The sequence below is a fragment of the Flavobacterium sp. GL_143 genome, from assembly GCF_057834355.1.
Genome location: NZ_CM174401.1, coordinates 2,021,611 through 2,039,399, shown reverse-complemented (window position 1 = coordinate 2,039,399; position 17,789 = coordinate 2,021,611). Strand labels below are relative to the sequence as shown.

The following is a 17,789-nucleotide window of genomic DNA, read 5'->3' as shown; positions in this document are numbered from 1 at the left end:
TAAACCCGTTTTTATGAAGAATATCTATTTTGTCTTATTACTAATTTCTACCTCACTATTTGGGCAACAATATGAAAAAAACTGGAATAAAGTAATTGAAAATGAAAAACTCGGCAAAATAAAAACCGCCAATCAAATTGTTTCAAAAATTTACAAAAAGGCTGTAGCCAATAAAGACGAAGTACAAATTATAAAATGCTTTTTTTATAACTCAAAATACCTGCAAGTTGTTGACGAAAATGCTAAATCAAAAATTTTTAATAACTTAAAATCTGAAATAAATCGAGCTTCAATCCCATCAAAAGCAATTCTGAATTTAGTTTATGCTAAATGTTTGAATGATTATTCTAATTACGGTTATGATGTTGTAGAAGACACCTCTATAGTTACGGCAGTAGACACCATAGCTGTAATCGATATGCCAGAATCGATTGATTCTAATGTCATTCTATCTTCTGAAAAAGAAATCGATGCTCTTTATGAAAAAACGTTAGAAAACGAAGCAATTTTAAAAGCAACTCCTTTAAAAAATTATCAGGCTATTTTTAATTTTTTAACCTCAGAAAAACTAGAAACCGAGAACTTATATAATTACCTACTTAAAGAAAACATTGCATTTTATGCGCAACAAATAGAGATATGGGCAATTGAAGAGAATGAAATTAGTAAATACAAAAACGAACTTTTAGGAAACTCAGAAGCTTTTTTAAAACTTGATTTAACTTCTATAAAAGATGAAGAGCTCAGAAAAGTGCTCTCTTTATATCAGAAACTAGAATTAAATAGCCCATCCCCAGAAAATCAATTTGATCGCATTATATACTACAGTAAATTTCTGCCAGAATCTAACGATGATCTAGCAAAGTCATTAAATGAGCTTCTACAACATTCGAACGACATAATTCTTACTCAAAAAATTTCATTAAGAAAAGGTGAAATTCTAATTAACCAAGCTTCAAAAGAACGACATCCAGATAATAACATTCAAGCAATAAAAATATTTGACGAGATAATAAAAACTAATGATCAAACTAATACAGCAAAAGAAGCTTTATACCTAAAACAAAGAGTTTCATCAAAATCATTAACTGTTGAACTTCTAAAATACAGCTATAAAGATGAAAATACCAGAGCTTTTATTACTTACAAGAATATTGACAATTTAAATGTGTCCTTTTATAAAATAGACCAACAAAAGACAAAAGAACTTACGAATTCATATTTTCAGCGAGATAGTTTGGCCAACGCTATCATAAAAAAACAAAATAAAATTGCAACAAGAAATTATCAACTTCAAAACAAACACGATTATTTTGAATACACAACCGAAGTACTTTTACCTAAATTAGAAACAGGGAAATATTTAGTCTATTTTGAAAGTGACTCTAATTTAAAAGATAAAAAAGCATTTGCGTTTGAAACCATAACTATTTCAAACCTTAGTATTCTAGCAAACCAAGAAGACGATAAAGAGAACTTTCAAGTTTTTGACCGAAAAACAGGTAAACCTTTAGAGAATGTAACTATAAAATCTTCTCACTATACTATTAAAACAAACTCTAACGGAGCAGCTTCTTATACCAGAACAAGTAGCTACAATTACGATGAGAGCATTGAATTTTCTTTAGATAATGATACTCTTGTAACTGAGAAAGAATACTTACAACTCATACAGCAATACTCAGAGAACAAAGATAATAGCCTTAAAGGTAAAGTTGAGTTTTACTTAGACAGAGCTATTTATCGTCCAGGACAAACCGTTTACTATAAAGGAATTGCGATTAAGAAACAAGATAACAAAACAAGTATCGTAGCTAATACTTCCTTCAATATCACTATTAAAGATCCCAATTATCAAACTTTCAAAGAGTTTCAAATAACTACAAATGAGTTTGGTTCATTTTCTGGGGAATTTACTGTACCTAAAAATGGATTAACTGGTAATTTTAACATTTATGCAGATAAGCCTGAAGATTATACCAAAGGAGATATTTATTTTAACAACAAACCGAATGCTTCTTTTTGGGACAATGTGAAAATTGAAAATTCAAGAGCCACTTTTAGTGTTGAAGAATACAAACGTCCAAAATTCAAAGTAGATTTTGAGCCTAAAAAAGGAAGCTTCCAAGTTAATCAGTCTATCAAAATTAACGGAAGTGCCAAAGCATTTGCTGGGAGTAACATTTCTGATGCTAAAGTGAGTTATACCGTTAATAGATTCACGAATTATTTTAGAAATTATTACGGACAAGAACAGAATGAAACTATTACTAGCGGAGAAACCAAAACTGATGCTTCAGGAAATTTTATAATTGAATTTATTGCACAGCCTTCTAAAAATGCAATAAAAGAACAACTCCCTGTTTTTAATTACGAAATAACTGCTAATGTTACAGATATTAATGGCGAAACACATACATCTGAGACAACTATAAAAGTAGGTTATCATGATTTAATTATCAATGCAATTATTGCTAATCAAATTGAAACAAAAAACAAAAATAAAATTACACTTACAAGTACAAACTTAAACGGGGAATTTTTAGCGGCTAAAGGAGAAATTAAAATGTATTTCGTAAGTCCTTTTTCAAACAAATTCAAAAAAGCAGTATGGCCAGAACCTGAAATTGAAACCATTTCAGCATCAGATTTTGAGAAGTTATTCCCATTTGAAATCCGCGAAATTAAGACTAGCGATAAACCAAATGAAATTTTAGTGTTCTCAAAAAAAATAGACACTCAAAAAGACAAAGAAGTAGTACTTGATTTTATGACAAATTATAAATCAGGAAACTACAAAATTGTTTTTTCTGCAAAAGATACTTTTAATAATCCCATAGAATCTGTTTCAACTTTTGAAGTCAAACAAAGCAAAGACAGATTCAATCCGAGTAAATTATTTACAGCTGAACAAATTAATACCGACCCTAAAAAAGATGGTTTTGTAGATGTCAAATTTACTTCTGTAATTCCTGATTTATATATCACTACAAATGGTAACTATGAAGATCAAAAATATTTTGAAAATACTTTTCATTTACAAAACAACGAAGTAATAATCAGAATTCCATTAAAGAAAGAATTCAGAAAATCTATTCGTTTACTTTTTGAAAGTATTTTTGAAAACGAAACTTTCAAGGATGACATAGATGTAGCACTAAAAGAAGATGAATCTAAATTAGAGTGGATTGTCGAAAGTTTTAGAAACAAAATCGAACCTGGAAGCAATGAAAAGTGGTCTTTTAAACTAAAATCCATTAATACTAAAAATGAAGCAGAAGTACTGGCTTCTATGTACGACAGTTCATTAGATCAATTTACGAAAAGAGATTGGAATACTTTAAAATTAAACACGTACTATTATAACCGATCTAATTTTAAATCTCGTTTAGGTTTTGAAAAAACAAATTCTACATTAGAAGATTTGAATGAATCCCAGCCCTTTGAAAACTCTCGCAATGAAGAAACAGAATTAAACTGGTTTGGTTTTAACATTAATACTAGTAGTTATTATGATTCTATTGGCGGGTATTTTGTAGATATTAAAGATAAAAAGGTTGGCAGTGAAAATATCAAAGGAGATCCTGACGCAGTACTAGCTGTAGAATCCAATAACAACATATCAACCATAGAAATTCCAAGAGTCGATAAAGTAAAATTTGTAAAACCTGTTAGTGCAAAAGCAGAAGAATCAGTTAACGAAGAATACTATTTTCAAACTAATAAAGTTAAATTTATTCCAGGGAAAAAAATTATAAGTGGTCTAACTTCTATGGTAGTCGATGCATCCACGTTATACATAATTGATGGGGAAATATCATCTGAAAATAATTTCAAAAAAATAAATCCAGATAACCTTCTAGATATAGAGTTCTTAACTGCAAACAAAGCAATTGCTCTTTACGGAAACAAAGGAGCAAATGGTGCAATAATCATTACAACAAAAAATGCTCTGGAAGAACTAACCCAAGTAAAAGCAAGAAAGAACCTTTCGGAAACAGCTTTCTTTTACCCTAATTTAAAAACTGATGCTAGCGGAAAAGTAAGCTTCAATTTTACTTCTCCCGAAGCTTTAACTGCTTGGAAACTTCGATTATTGGCACATAACAAAGATGCTGTTTCAGGTTATTTAGAGAAAAGTGTTATTACTCAAAAAGAACTGATGGTTTTACCGAATTTCCCACGTTTCTTAAGAGAAAAAGACACTATTGTTATCAGTACAAAAATATCAAATGTTACCGCAGAAGCTAAAACCGGAATCGCAATCCTACAGTTTTATGATGTTACAACTATGCAACCAATAGATGCAAAAATGCTAAATGCAAAAAACGTTAAAAACTTTACTGTTGGTGCATTTGGAAATACAACGGCAAGTTGGACAATTTCGATTCCAGAAGGTTTACAAGGTGTACAATATAAAATTCTGGCTAAATCAGGCAACTTCTCTGATGGAGAAGAAAACATCCTTCCTGTTTTAACAAATAATATGTTGGTTACTGAAAGCATCCCAATTTGGGTTCGAGAAAATTCAACCAAAGAGTATACGCTTGAGAATTTAAAAAACAATATTTCTACAACTTTAAAAAATCACCAACTTACATTAGAATATACATCAAATCCTGCATGGATTGCCATACAGTCTTTGCCTTATTTAATGGAATATGAACACGAATGCGCCGAGCAAACTTTTGCACGTTTTTATGCGAATTCTTTGGCCTCAAAAATCATATCGAGTAATCCGAAGATAGCAACTGTTTTTGAAAATTGGAGGAAGAACGGAAAACTGAATTCGAAATTAGAAGAAAACGAAGAGCTAAAATCAATTATTCTAGCAGAAACTCCTTGGTTAAATGATGCACAAAGCGAAGACGAAAAGAAAAAAAATATGGCACTTTTATTTGATTTAGAAAAAATGAAAGCTTCTCAAGAAGCTACTTTTGATAAATTAAAACAAAAACAAGGAGCATCTGGAGGATTCTCATGGTTTGACGGAAGTGACGAAAGCGAGTATATTACAAGACACATTTTGGCAGGTTTAGGTCATCTATCTAAATTGAACAAAACAGAAGATAATGATGATAAAATTGATGCTATTGCCAAAACTGGAATTCCGTTTTTAGACAACAAATTTTTCCAGTATTATAAAATCCAGGCTAAAAACTTAAAAGCATCCAATAAACTAATCTGGATTAATCCTTATTCTGATTTGCATTATCTCTATACCAGAAGTTTTTATTTGGATAATTACCCACTATCTGACACTTTGAAAAAAGCAACTAAATTGTACTTGGAAACAACCAAAAAAGATTGGCTAAAATATTCTCTTTACGAAAAAGGATTAGCAGCTTTAACCCTAAATCGTTTCGGAGAAAGTGAAACGGCTAAAAAGATTATTGAGAGTTTAAAAGAATCAGCTTCTAACAATGAAGATTGGGGAATGTATTGGATCTCTAACAAAGCGGGATGGTATTGGTACCAAGCACCTATAGAAACTCAGGCATTATTAATTGAGGCTTTCGCCGAAGTAAATCACGATACCAAATCTGTTGATGCAATGAAAGTCTGGCTATTAAAAAATAAGCAAACCAAAAACTGGCCATCAACAAAATCGACTACTGAAGCTATTTATGCTTTATTAATGCAAGGCAATGATTGGTTAAGTGTAAAAGATAATACCGTTATAAAAATTGGAGATGAAAAAATCCTAACAAAAAAACTAACAGAAAACGAAAAAGAAGCTGCAACTGGTTATATCAAACTCAACTGGAAAGCAGATGAAATAAAAAAAGAAATGGCTTCTATAAAAATCGAGAACAAATCTAAAGTTCCAGGTTTTGGAGGCGCGTACTGGCAATATTTTGAAGATTTAGACAAAATTAAAACCAACCCAAATACAGCTTTATCGGTTTCTAAAGAATTATATATAAGAACAAAGGCTGTTGACGGAGATCAATTACAGAAAATCACAACAAAATCTCCTTTAAAAATAGGTGATTTAATTACGGTAAGATTAATCATTTCGTCCAAAGAAGATATGGAATTTGTTCATTTAAAAGACATGAGAGCTTCTTGTTTTGAACCTGTAAATGTACTTTCAGAGTATAAATACAAAGATCGATTAGGTTATTATATGAGTACAAAAGATGCCGCAACACACTTTTTCTTTGATAGGGTAAATAAAGGAACTTATGTATTGGAATATGATATTAGAGTAAACAATGGCGGTAACTTCTCTAATGGAATTTCTACAATCGAAAGTATGTATGCTCCAGAATTTTCAAGTCATACCAAAGGAATTCGTGTAAAGGTTAATTAACAAGAGTTTTAAAATTCCAATATAAAAATTCCAAATTCCAAAATAAGACACCATATTTTTTTGTCAGACTGAGCGAAGTCGAAGCCCATTTTTAAACATAAAAAAACCCGACAAGCTTCAAAACTTGTCGGGTTTACTTTTAGAAATAAATCAAACTATTTCACAATTGTCATTTCATCAACAATGTGTTTTGCTCCTGCATATTTATCGATAATCCAAAGTACATAACGAATATCAACATTAATAGTTCTTTGTAATTTAGGATCAAAAATAACATCTCCAGCCATAGCTTCAATATTACCGTCAAAAGCAATTCCGATTAATTCTCCTTTTCCGTTAAGAACTGGTGAACCTGAATTTCCTCCTGTAATATCATTATCTGTTAAGAAGTTTACTGGCATATATCCAGCTTTATCTGCATATTGACCAAAGTCTTTTGCTTTGTTTAATTCTAATAATCTAGCTGGTAAATCAAATTCCTGATCTCCTGCTTTATACTTTTTAACCATTCCGGCCATTGTAGTATAATTATTAACTTTAGCATCATTTCTCTTATCTTCTGGTAAAGCACGAACTTTTCCGTAAGTTAATCTTAAAGTAGAGTTAGCATCTGGATATTTAATTGTGTTTAATTTAGACACTCTTAAACCTTCTACCAATTCACGGTAAGCAATTGCAAAACTATCATCAGCTTTTAATTGTCCGTCTGTTTTTGTACGGTATTTAGTTAACAAATCATTAGAGATAATATACAATGGATCGTGTACAATCGCTAATGGTTTTGGATCTGCCATAAATGCTAATACTTTTTCTTTAGATGTAAAATAACTTATTTCAGTTGCTTTAGTAACATCTGCAGTAAAATCACCATTATTCTCAGATTTCATTTTAGCTATTTGTGGAGCTAAACCATACTCAGTTGCTTTAGAAGCGTATAAATTTAATTGAGCAGCTAACACGTCTTTTTCAAGTGGCGCATAAAATTCACCATAAATACTTTCGATTAAAGCATTAATCTTAGGTAACATTTCTGCCTTTTTAGCATCATTCTCTTTATAGTAAGCAATCAATGCATTTCCTAAATTTGATGGTCCCGTTGCATAGCTAGAAGTACGCAAAAGTTGAGTTAAGTAATTATCGTGAGTCGCTTTTAAATTCGTTTCTCTATAATAACCATTAATAGTCGGAATTACATTTTCGTATTTTTCTTTATTTTCTGGTTTAGTAGCCCATTCGTAGAACTTATCTTCTTGTTCTGTTTTAGTAGCTACTGTTCCTGCTTTTGTTAAAGCATCAATCATACCTTGACGGTTTTTCCAGTAGTTTGCTGTCGAAGCATATTTAGACGCATATTGCAAACGAACTGTTGCATCTTTGTCCATATACTTTTTCATTTGGTCCATTCCCGTTTTTGCACCTTCAACCCAAGCAGGATAAGCATACTTAATGTTTTGCTCGATTCCACCAGCTGGCATCCAACGGTTTGTTCTTCCTGGATAACCTAAAATCATAGCAAAATCATTCTCTTTAACTCCTTTTAAACTTACTGGTAAGTAATGTTTTGGTTGTAAAGGCACATTGTCTTTAGAATATTCGGCAGGATTCCCGTCTTTATCAGCATATACTCTAAACATAGAGAAATCTCCCGTATGACGTGGCCATTCCCAGTTATCAGTATCTCCTCCAAATTTTCCAACACTTTCAGGTGGTGTTCCTACTAAACGTACATCTTTGTAATCTTGGTATACAAAATAGTAGTATTCATTTCCTTGAAAGAATGGACGAACTGAAACAGTATATTTTCCTCCTTCATTATTTTCTTTCTCAATTAAAGCAATTTCTTGTTGAATAACTTTGTTTCTTTCTGCTTCAGTCATTTTATCATCTACTTTAGATAAAATTCTTTTAGAAACATCATCCATACGAACGAAGAAACGAACATATAATGATTTAGGTTTCATTTCGGCACTTTTATCTTTTGCCCAAAAACCATTTTTTAAGTAATTCTGTTCTTCAGTAGAAAGTTCTGCAATAGCATCATATCCACAGTGGTGGTTTGTTAACACTAAACCGTTTTTAGAAACGATTTCGGCAGTACATCCTCCGTTAAACTGAACTATAGCATCTTTCAAACTATGGTTATTGATACTGTAGATTTCTTCGGATGTAAGTTGTAAGCCCATCTTCTGCATATCTCTATGGTTTAATCTCTCGATAAACATCAAGAACCACATTCCTTCATCTGCTCTCACAGGAAAAGCCATAAGGCACATTGTCAAAAATAAAATTATTTTTTTCATACGTATTAAATATTTTTAGTTCTGCGAATATAGTGCATTTTCACAATTAAACATCTAACCACAATCCTTAAAATAAACATATCAATCAAATCCTACCTAATATTTATGAATTTCGCAGAATCAAAAACAATTCTATCTTCATATATTCAATTTATTTCATAATTAAATATGTAATAAATAATTTATTAAAAATAAATTACTCATAATCAATTTCTTATAAAAAAATCTATACTTTTGCATAAATTAAATTTATATTAGAGATGAAAAAATTACTATTATGTGTTGCTTTAGTTGTTTCTGCAATGGCTACTGCACAAAAAGGGTCAGTACTTGTAGGAGGAAACGTAGGATATTCTTCTGAAAAAATTGGCGATGCAAAGGCTGAATCATTTGAATTTTCTCCAAGATTTGGTTACCAATTTTCAGAAAACTGGACTGCAGGAGTTGACGCTACTATCGGTAGTATCCACAATGACCTTGCTGACAATTCTAACAATCAAAAGATTGGAGCATTTGTTCGTTACTCTAGACCATTAAACGAAACGTTTGCAATTTTTGCTGACATAGGATCTGGTTACCAACAAAACTCTATAAATGATGCAAAAGGAATGTACGCTTACATTACTCCAGCTTTATTCATAAACATGAAAAGAGGTTTTGGTTTAAATTTCTCTATAGGAGGTCTTAACTATGACAACATTGATGGAAAAAATGACCCAAGACAAGAACGTATTGGATTCAATTTTGGAAAAACATTAAACATTGGTATTTCTAAAAACTTCAGTTTGTAAAAACACCTTGCCCCATAAAATAAAAAACCACCAATTGGTGGTTTTTTTATTTTATGATATTTCCATTACAGATATTAATCATTCAACATTTTCCACAATTTATCTTTCAATTCCGATAGTCCCTGCTGCGCAACAGAAGATATAAACATATATGGTATATCTTTAAAAGCAACATCAAGCTCAACCTTTAGTTCAGCTTTAAGCTCATCATCTAGCATATCGCATTTAGATATTACTAACAAACGCTCTTTATCTAGCATTTCAGGATTATACTTTGTTAATTCATTAACCAAGATATCGTACTCTGCTTTAATATCTGGTGTATCTACAGGAACAAGAAACAATAAAGTCGAATTACGTTCTATATGACGCAGGAAATAATGCCCTAAACCTTTTCCTTCTGCAGCACCTTCTATAATTCCAGGAATATCAGCAATTACAAAAGACTGAAAATCTCTATAAGCTACAATTCCTAAATTTGGTTTTAATGTAGTAAACGGATAATCTGCAATTTTAGGTTTTGCAGATGTTAATACTGATAATAAAGTAGATTTTCCAGCATTAGGAAAACCAACTAATCCTACATCAGCAAGAACTTTAAGCTCCAGGATTACATCCATTTCTACACCTGGTAAACCTGGTTGTGCATATCTAGGCGTTTGGTTTGTTGAACTTCTAAAATGCCAGTTCCCTAAACCACCTTTTCCTCCTCTTGAAAGGATTTGTTTTTCTCCGTGTTCCGTAATTTCAAACAAGGTTTCGCCTGTTTCTTTATCTTTTACAACCGTTCCTAACGGTACTTCAATAAATTTATCATCACCATCTGCTCCAGTACTTCTGTCACCTCCACCGTCTCCACCGTGTCCAGCTTTAATATGACGAGCAAACTTTAAATGAAACAAAGTCCAAAGTCCTTTATTCCCAACTAAAAAAACATGACCTCCACGACCACCATCTCCACCATCTGGACCACCTTTTTCAATAAACTTCTCTCTATGTAAATGCGTAGAACCTTTTCCTCCTTTACCGGAAGAAACAAATATTTTAACGTAATCTACAAAATTTCCCTCTGTCATATTTCTTAGTATTCAGTCGCAGTTACAGTTTTCAGCGCAAACTACGACTGAAAACTGTAACTGAAAACTATTTTAATGTTAACCTTTTAATGCTTTTATTAATACTTTATCAATCTTTACGCCATCCATATCGATGACTTCCAACTCAAACTTTTGCCAAATTAATTTCTCTCCTTCTTTAGGGATACGAGATAATTCAGTCATTATTAAACCACTTACTGTTGTAACTTCATAATCATTAATTAATTCATCTAACTCGAAATAAGTTAGGAAATCATGCAATGAATAATGTCCATCGACCAACCAAGTTCCATCTTCTCTTTCTATTAACTGAAATTCGTCTTTATAAAAATCGGCAGCGTCTCCTACAAGAGCTTCCAGAATATCATTTAATGTTATAATCCCTTGGAAAATTCCATATTCATCAGAAACGAAAGCATAATGTATTCCCGTTTTCTTAAAATTCTCTAATGCTTTATAAGCCGTCGTCTGCTCCATTATAAAAGGAGCTTCGGTCATTATAGAAGCTAAACTGAAATCTTCTTTTTCAATATTGGCAAAAATTGTTTTCAAGTTAACAACTCCCGAAATATCATCATAGTTCTCTGTATAAACAGGATAAATGGAGTGTAAATCTTCTAGAATTAATTCTTTTACACGCTGTTTATCTGAATTTAATGGTAAGAAAACAACTGATTTTCTATGTGTCATTAACGAGTTAACTTTTCTATCACCGATATGAAAAACACGTTCCACAATATCTTGTTCTATCTCCTGTACTTCACCACCCTCTGTACCTTCTTTAATAATAGCTTTTATTTCTTCTTCGGTGACTTTACCATCGGCAGTAGGTTTTATTTGCAAAACATTCAATAAAAAATCTGTCGAGTTGGTCAACAACCAAATAAACGGAGCCGTAATAATCGAAATAATCTTCATTGGCAAAGCCACCGCTTTAGCAATAGCTTCAGGATGATTCAATCCAATTCTTTTAGGCAACAACTCACCCAAAACAAGAGAAAAGAAAGTTAAAACTACAACTACAATCCCTACAGCAACAGAATGCGCATAAGGTTGAAAAACTTCAAATTTGCTAACAAAAGCCTCAACATCCATCGTAATTTTATCACCACTATAAATACCGGTCAAAATCCCTATTAAAGTAATTCCGATTTGTACAGTAGATAAAAACTTATTTGGGGAATTAGCTAAATCAAGAGCAATTTTGGCACTTTTATTTCCTTTTTTGGCAGCTGTCTCTAATCTATTCTTCCTTGCCGAAATCAATGCGATCTCCGACATTGAGAAAACCCCATTTAAAATTATTAGAAAAAATATTATTAGTATCTCCATTTTTATATTTAAACATTTAAAGTTTAAAGCCTAAAATTTGCCCAAATAAATATTACTTAGGCAAATTTCAAACCTTAAACTTTAAACTATTTTCTTTTATTACAAATTATCAATTACACTTGTCAAACGCTCAGTTATTTCTTCAATAGATCCGATACCGTTTACAGCGTGGAATTTATTTTGTTCTTTATAATACCCTATTAATGGAGCAGTTTTTTCATTATATTCCTGATATCTTACACGAATTTTTTCTTCGTCCTGATCATCAGCTCTACCACTAGTTTTTCCTCTTTCTAATAAACGAGCTACCAGAATTTCATCATCAGCCTCTAAAGCGATTGTTGCAGTTACACTAGATCCAATTGTTGGCAAAAATTTATCCAAAGCTCTTGCTTGATCTAATGTTCTTGGATAACCGTCAAACAAAAATCCTTCAGTATCTGGATGTTTATTCACTTCATCTATTAACATTGCAGTAGTAACTTCGCAAGGAACTAATTCACCATTGTCCATAAAAACTCTTGCTTTCTTACCTAAATCTGTATCATTTTTTAAATTAAAGCGAAAAATATCTCCTGTTGAAAGATGCGTTAATTTATATTTTTCTTTTAAAAATTCTGCCTGAGTACCTTTTCCTGCTCCAGGTTTTCCAAATAAAACAATATTAATCATAGTTTGTGTGTTGTGTCGTACTTCCTTTTTATTTTTAAAGAAGCTTAAAGTGAATAGTTAATTTATAATTCTTTGGTTTTTGGTTCTAGTTTACTCTGCTAATTTATATACCTCTCCCAAATTTCTTCCCAAACCATCGTAGTCTAAACCGTAACCAACAATAAATTTGTTTGGAATTCGAATTCCGATATAATCAATCTTAATATCTTTTTTATAGGCTTCTGGTTTAAAGAACAAAGTAGCAATTTTTAAATGCTTCACATTTTGTTTTTTAAACATCTCTTTAAGTTCAACTAAGGTATTCCCAGTATCAACAATATCCTCAATGATAATTACTGTTCTCCCTGTTAAATCTTGATTTAAACCTATTAATTGCTTTACATCATGAGTAGTTTCTGTTCCTTCATAAGAAGCCATTTTTATAAAAGTAACCTCGCAGTGTTTTTTATATTTTTTCAAAAAATCGGCAACAACCATAAAAGAGCCATTTAGCACACCAATAAAAATTGGAATTTCATCTCCAAAATCATCTTGTACCTGAGCTACCATTTTAGTAATTGCAAAATCAATTTCTTTAGCCGAAATAAACGGAACAAATTGTTTATCGTGAAGTTGTATCATTATTTTTTACATTTAAAATAATGCGCAAAGATACAGAATTACAACCAAAATGTAAGTAACAAATATACAGTGTATACATTTTTTTTCTGAATGTTAAATATTTACAAATCATTCTTTAAAAACACGCATTAATTCGGTAAATTGTTACCCCATAACATCTTAACCATAAACTATAATGAAAACTACCTCCCAAATACTCTCAATATCATTATTAATGTTAGTGACAGCTTGTATTGGACAAGCAAAACAAGAAGAAAAAAAAGCGACAACAAATCAACCTGGAAACATTGTAAAAACGGCAGTTGGAGAAATTACATTACCTCTTCCCTACGCCACCGAATCTAAAACAAATAGTAGTAAAGTTATCAAATGGCCTGAAGGAAAAACTCCAATAGCACCTCAGGGTTTTACGGTAACAAAATTTGCCGACGGTTTCGATAATCCCCGTTGGACCTATATTGCACCAAACAATGATATTTTTGTAGTAGAAAGCGGAACGAGAACTAGCAAAAATCAAATTACAATTTTTAGAGATTCTGATAAAGACGGAAAATTTGAAACCCGCAAAGTTTTTCTTAAAAACCTCAACAAACCATTTGGAATGTTAGTGCTTAAAGACTTTTTTTATGTAGCCAATACAGATGGATTATACCGTTATCCTTATAAAAACAATCCTTTAAAATTAGAATCCCAAGGAGAAAAAATCCTTGAACTCCCTGCTGGCGGTTACAACAATCACTGGACAAGAAATTTAATTGCAAATGCCGATGGAACAAAAATCTACATTTCTGTAGGTTCAGGAAGTAACAATGGAGAAAACGGAATGGATAAAGAAATACGCCGAGCAAATATCCTAGAAATTAATCCTGATGGAACTGGCGAAAAAATTTATGCAGCTGGACTAAGAAATCCAGTAGGAATGGATTGGAATCCCGTGAATAATGAACTTTGGACTGCTGTTAATGAACGTGATGATTTAGGCGACGATTTAGTTCCTGACTATATTACAAGCGTCAAACTAAACGGATTTTATGGCTGGCCTTATTCTTATTATGGCAACATTCCAGACCCTAGAATGAAAGGCGCAGGTAAAGATTTAGCCGCCAAAGCAATTGTACCTGATGTTTCTGTTGGTGCACACACCGCTTCTTTAGGATTGGCATTTTACAATAAAGATAGTTTTCCTGCAAAATACAAAAACGGAATTTTCGTAGGTCAACATGGCTCTTGGAACCGAGCAAAAATAGCAGGTTATAAAGTTGTTTTTGTTCCTTTCGTTAACGGAAAGCCTTCTGGAAAACCTGAAGATTTTTTAACTGGTTTTATAGCCAACGAAGACAAAGCAGAAGTTTACGGACGTCCCGTGGGTGTTACTGTCATGAAAGACGGATCACTTCTTGTAAATGATGATAGCGGAAATACGATATGGAAAGTAACTGCAAATAAATAAGATTTCATAATAGGCAGTGTTGCTTAAAAATTAAATTACCTATTTTTAGATGCTCAATTCCAAATAAAAAATAAAATCAATGTCCTCTGAATTACAAAAAAACCTTGATTACGTAAATGCTTACAGAGAAAATAGACTTAAAGGAGCGCAAACCATTTTGGAAAATCCTGACTATTTTCCGGAATTAATTTCAATTTGCTTCGATATTAATGACAAAAATACACACAAAGCCTGCTGGATTTTAGAATTTGTATCTTATGAAAAGCTCGAATGGCTACAACCTCATCTTGATTTTTTTTGTTCGAATCTAAAAAAATTAAAAGACGAAAGTAGCATTCGCCCTATTGCCAAAATCTGTCAACTTTTGATTATTTCTCATTATAAAGAAACAGATATTACACTTTCTGAAACTCAACTTCAGGATATTATCGAAACTAGTTTTGATTGGTTAATTACCGATACCAAAGTAGCAGCAAAAGCCTACTCTATGCGAACTTTACACATATTAGGAAAGTATTACGACTGGATTCATCCCGAATTGCAAATTATCTTAACTAAGGATTATGCAAATCATACCGCTGCATATAAAGCAGTTGCAAGAGAGGTTCTTAAGAAAATAAAATAGCATTTTCCTATTCAATCATTATAAAGTATCTTTGCGCATCACAAACACACAACAATGAATTATTTTTCTTCTGATTTTAAATTAGGAATCTTAGGCGGTGGACAATTAGGCAAAATGCTACTTTTTGACACTCGCAAATTTGACATACTAACCTATGTTTTAGACCCAAGCGATGAAGCTCCTAGTAAAATTGCCTGTAATAAATTCTTTCAAGGGGATTTAATGGATTTTGAAACTGTTTACAATTTTGGAAAACAAGTAGATGTCTTGACTTTCGAAATCGAACTTGTAAACCTCGAAGCGCTAGAAAAACTAGAAAATGAAGGCGTAAAAGTTTACCCTTCACCAAAAACCTTAAAAGGAATTCAGAATAAAGGAATCCAAAAAGATTTTTACATTAAAAATAATATTTCTACTGCTCCATTTGAAAGATTTGAAAATCTGGAAAGTTTAAAAGCTAAAATTCAAGATTTAAAATTGCCTTTTGTATGGAAATGTACTGAGTTTGGATATGATGGAAATGGCGTAAAAGTTATTCGTCAAACATCAGATTTAGATAATCTACCAAATGTAGAATGTATTGCCGAGACTATGGTTCCGTTCAAGAATGAACTTGCTGTTATCGTTTGTCGCAATCCATCGGGAGAAATAAAAACATATCCTGTTGTTGAAATGGAATTTCATCCAGAAGCAAATCAGGTTGAATATGTAATATGTCCTGCACGAATCGACGAAAAAGTAGCTCAAAAAGCAAGAGCTATTGCACTTAATGTTTCAGAGAAATTTAACCACGTTGGACTTTTGGCTGTTGAGATGTTCCAAACTCAAGATGATGAAATCTTAGTAAACGAAGTTGCTCCTCGCCCACACAATTCTGGTCATTATTCTATCGAAGCAAGTTATACTTCACAATTTGAAAACCACTTACGTGCGATATTGAATCTTCCGTTAGGAAATACTGATAGTAAAGTAGCAGGAGTTATGGTAAACTTAGTTGGAGCCGAAGGGTTTTCTGGAGATGTAGTTTATCAAAACATCGAAACCATTTTAGGATGGAATGGTGTTACACCACATATATATGGTAAAAAACAAACTCGTCCTTTCAGAAAAATGGGACATGTTACCATTGTAAACGGAGATATGAACGAAGCAAGACGAATTGCAGAGGATGTTAAGAATACTATTAAAGTAATTTCATAATTAAAAAATTGAATGATTGAATAATTGAATGATTACTTTGTGAATCTTTAAATTTTTCAATCTTTAAATCTTTAAACAAAAAATAAAATGAGTAAAGTAGCCATTATAATGGGAAGCATCTCAGACATGCCAGTTATGCAAGATGCAATCGACATATTAAAACAATTTAATATAGAAGTTGAAGTAGATATCGTTTCGGCACACAGAACGCCAGAAAAACTATTCGATTTCAGTAAAAATGCCCATACTCGCGGAATCTCGGTAATTATTGCTGGAGCTGGAGGAGCAGCACATTTACCTGGAATGGTTGCATCGATGTCACCACTTCCTGTAATTGGAGTTCCTGTAAAATCAAGCAATTCTATAGATGGTTGGGATTCGGTTTTATCGATTCTACAAATGCCGGGCGGAGTTCCAGTTGCAACTGTAGCTTTGAACGGAGCAAAAAACGCCGGAATCTTAGCTGCACAAATCATCGGAAGTCACGATAAAAAAGTACTTGATACAATTATTGCTTACAAAGAAGAATTGAAAGCTGCAGTTAATAAAGCGGCTGAAGGTTTAAAAAAGTAAGATTATTCCGCAGAGATACACAAAAAAAAGACGCAGAGATTTACCGAGCTTTTTCACATTTTAGTGAAGAAAAACTTTGTGAATCTCTGCGTCTTTTCTTTAGCGAGTCTTTGTGAAACAAAAACTTATTTATAATCTAAAATTACGCTTCGTCTTCGATTTCTTCCAGAACAGACTCAAATTCAGATGCTGCTATATCATCGTTATTTATCCAGTTTTCTGAAGTAACGAGATTATAATTTACATTATCTTCTGTTATCAATTCCCAAACAATAGCTGCTGCTTCTGGAAATGGAATATTTTGAGACATTTGATCTTCAAACAATCTTTTAATAAGATTTCTATCAGACAAACCTCCGTTCAATAATTTCAGTACGTTTTCGGCTGTCAACTTTTGTGCTTCACCATCAGTTGGTGTCATAGAGAAGTGAACAACAGAAGCTTTTGCGTTTGGAAATTTTCCGTTGTATGCTTTAAAAAGCAATTGATTGATGTAAAACAAAGTTCCTTGCATATCTATTTCTGGATATTCTTCACAAACCTTATCAATTAACATATTGTGGGCTATTTGCTCTATTTGCCCATCACCTAATCTATCAGCAAATTTATATTTCAATACTATTTCAGCAGCTTCATTAGGCTCGTAATCGGAGATAGCCATTTCTAATAATTCTGGCAAACTACTTTTCTCTGCCGCTGCACCATCTGGATAGTTGAATTTTTCTAATAACTGAATAAAATCTTCATCAGTCCAATATCCTTCTACTTCATTAACCGTATCTATTCTCTTTATTGCAATTTGATAATTCATC

Annotated in this window: 12 protein-coding genes; 6 read left to right on the top strand and 6 right to left on the bottom strand. The window is 32.2% G+C overall.

All coding sequences use genetic code 11. From position 1 onward, the window contains the following. The first annotated feature begins 13 nt into the window (after positions 1-13). Positions 14-6,316 carry an alpha-2-macroglobulin family protein gene (locus AC3IPI_RS08770; RefSeq protein ID WP_489158470.1) on the top strand — a complete coding sequence of 2,101 codons (6,303 nt, stop codon included), beginning with the start codon at positions 14-16 and terminating at the stop codon, positions 6,314-6,316. A gap of 155 nt (positions 6,317-6,471) precedes the next feature. Here AC3IPI_RS08770 and AC3IPI_RS08765 read toward each other — a convergent pair whose 3' ends face one another. Further along, positions 6,472-8,616, bottom strand: a complete 2,145-nt coding sequence (locus AC3IPI_RS08765; RefSeq protein ID WP_489158468.1) for a S46 family peptidase — start codon at positions 8,614-8,616, stop codon at positions 6,472-6,474. Positions 8,617-8,876: 260 nt separating this feature from the next. Between AC3IPI_RS08765 and AC3IPI_RS08760 the strand changes: the two genes are divergently transcribed. Continuing rightward, complete coding sequence (locus AC3IPI_RS08760; protein WP_039117307.1) at positions 8,877-9,407, top strand: outer membrane beta-barrel protein; 531 nt, start codon at positions 8,877-8,879, stop codon at positions 9,405-9,407. 74 nt (positions 9,408-9,481) lie between these two features. On the opposite strand, the gene obgE is transcribed toward AC3IPI_RS08760, so the two are convergent. The 4 genes from obgE to hpt all read right to left on the bottom strand — a co-directional run bounded on the left by obgE (position 9,482) and on the right by hpt (position 13,129). Beyond that, complete coding sequence (gene obgE, locus AC3IPI_RS08755) at positions 9,482-10,483, bottom strand: GTPase ObgE (protein ID WP_039111756.1); 1,002 nt, start codon at positions 10,481-10,483, stop codon at positions 9,482-9,484. Positions 10,484-10,561: 78 nt separating this feature from the next. Beyond that, a complete protein-coding gene (locus AC3IPI_RS08750; RefSeq protein ID WP_082001760.1) occupies positions 10,562-11,836 on the bottom strand; it encodes a hemolysin family protein in 1,275 nt (424 codons plus the stop codon). Between the two features lie 99 nt (positions 11,837-11,935). Beyond that, complete coding sequence (locus tag AC3IPI_RS08745; RefSeq protein ID WP_039111758.1) at positions 11,936-12,508, bottom strand: adenylate kinase; 573 nt, start codon at positions 12,506-12,508, stop codon at positions 11,936-11,938. Positions 12,509-12,598: 90 nt separating this feature from the next. After that, the gene (gene hpt / locus AC3IPI_RS08740) at positions 12,599-13,129 is read right to left on the bottom strand and encodes a hypoxanthine phosphoribosyltransferase (protein ID WP_039111759.1); all 531 of its coding nucleotides are present in this window, start codon (positions 13,127-13,129) and stop codon (positions 12,599-12,601) included. A 175-nt stretch (positions 13,130-13,304) separates the two neighbouring features. Here hpt and AC3IPI_RS08735 point away from each other — a divergent pair, with 175 nt between their 5' ends. From AC3IPI_RS08735 to purE, 4 genes are all read left to right on the top strand, one after another. Next, positions 13,305-14,579: a PQQ-dependent sugar dehydrogenase gene (locus AC3IPI_RS08735; protein WP_489158464.1), complete on the top strand. Its 1,275-nt coding sequence runs from the start codon at positions 13,305-13,307 to the stop codon at positions 14,577-14,579. 79 nt (positions 14,580-14,658) lie between these two features. Next, positions 14,659-15,204, top strand: a complete 546-nt coding sequence (locus AC3IPI_RS08730) for a hypothetical protein (RefSeq protein WP_489158462.1) — start codon at positions 14,659-14,661, stop codon at positions 15,202-15,204. Between the two features lie 54 nt (positions 15,205-15,258). After that, positions 15,259-16,404: a 5-(carboxyamino)imidazole ribonucleotide synthase gene (locus tag AC3IPI_RS08725; protein ID WP_489158460.1), complete on the top strand. Its 1,146-nt coding sequence runs from the start codon at positions 15,259-15,261 to the stop codon at positions 16,402-16,404. 87 nt (positions 16,405-16,491) lie between these two features. After that, entirely contained in the window at positions 16,492-16,977 is a 486-nt protein-coding gene (gene purE, locus AC3IPI_RS08720) for a 5-(carboxyamino)imidazole ribonucleotide mutase (protein WP_039117314.1), read from the top strand. Between the two features lie 142 nt (positions 16,978-17,119). Here purE and AC3IPI_RS08715 read toward each other — a convergent pair whose 3' ends face one another. Then, complete coding sequence (locus tag AC3IPI_RS08715) at positions 17,120-17,788, bottom strand: hypothetical protein (RefSeq protein ID WP_489158457.1); 669 nt, start codon at positions 17,786-17,788, stop codon at positions 17,120-17,122. Position 17,789: the final 1 nt, after the last annotated feature.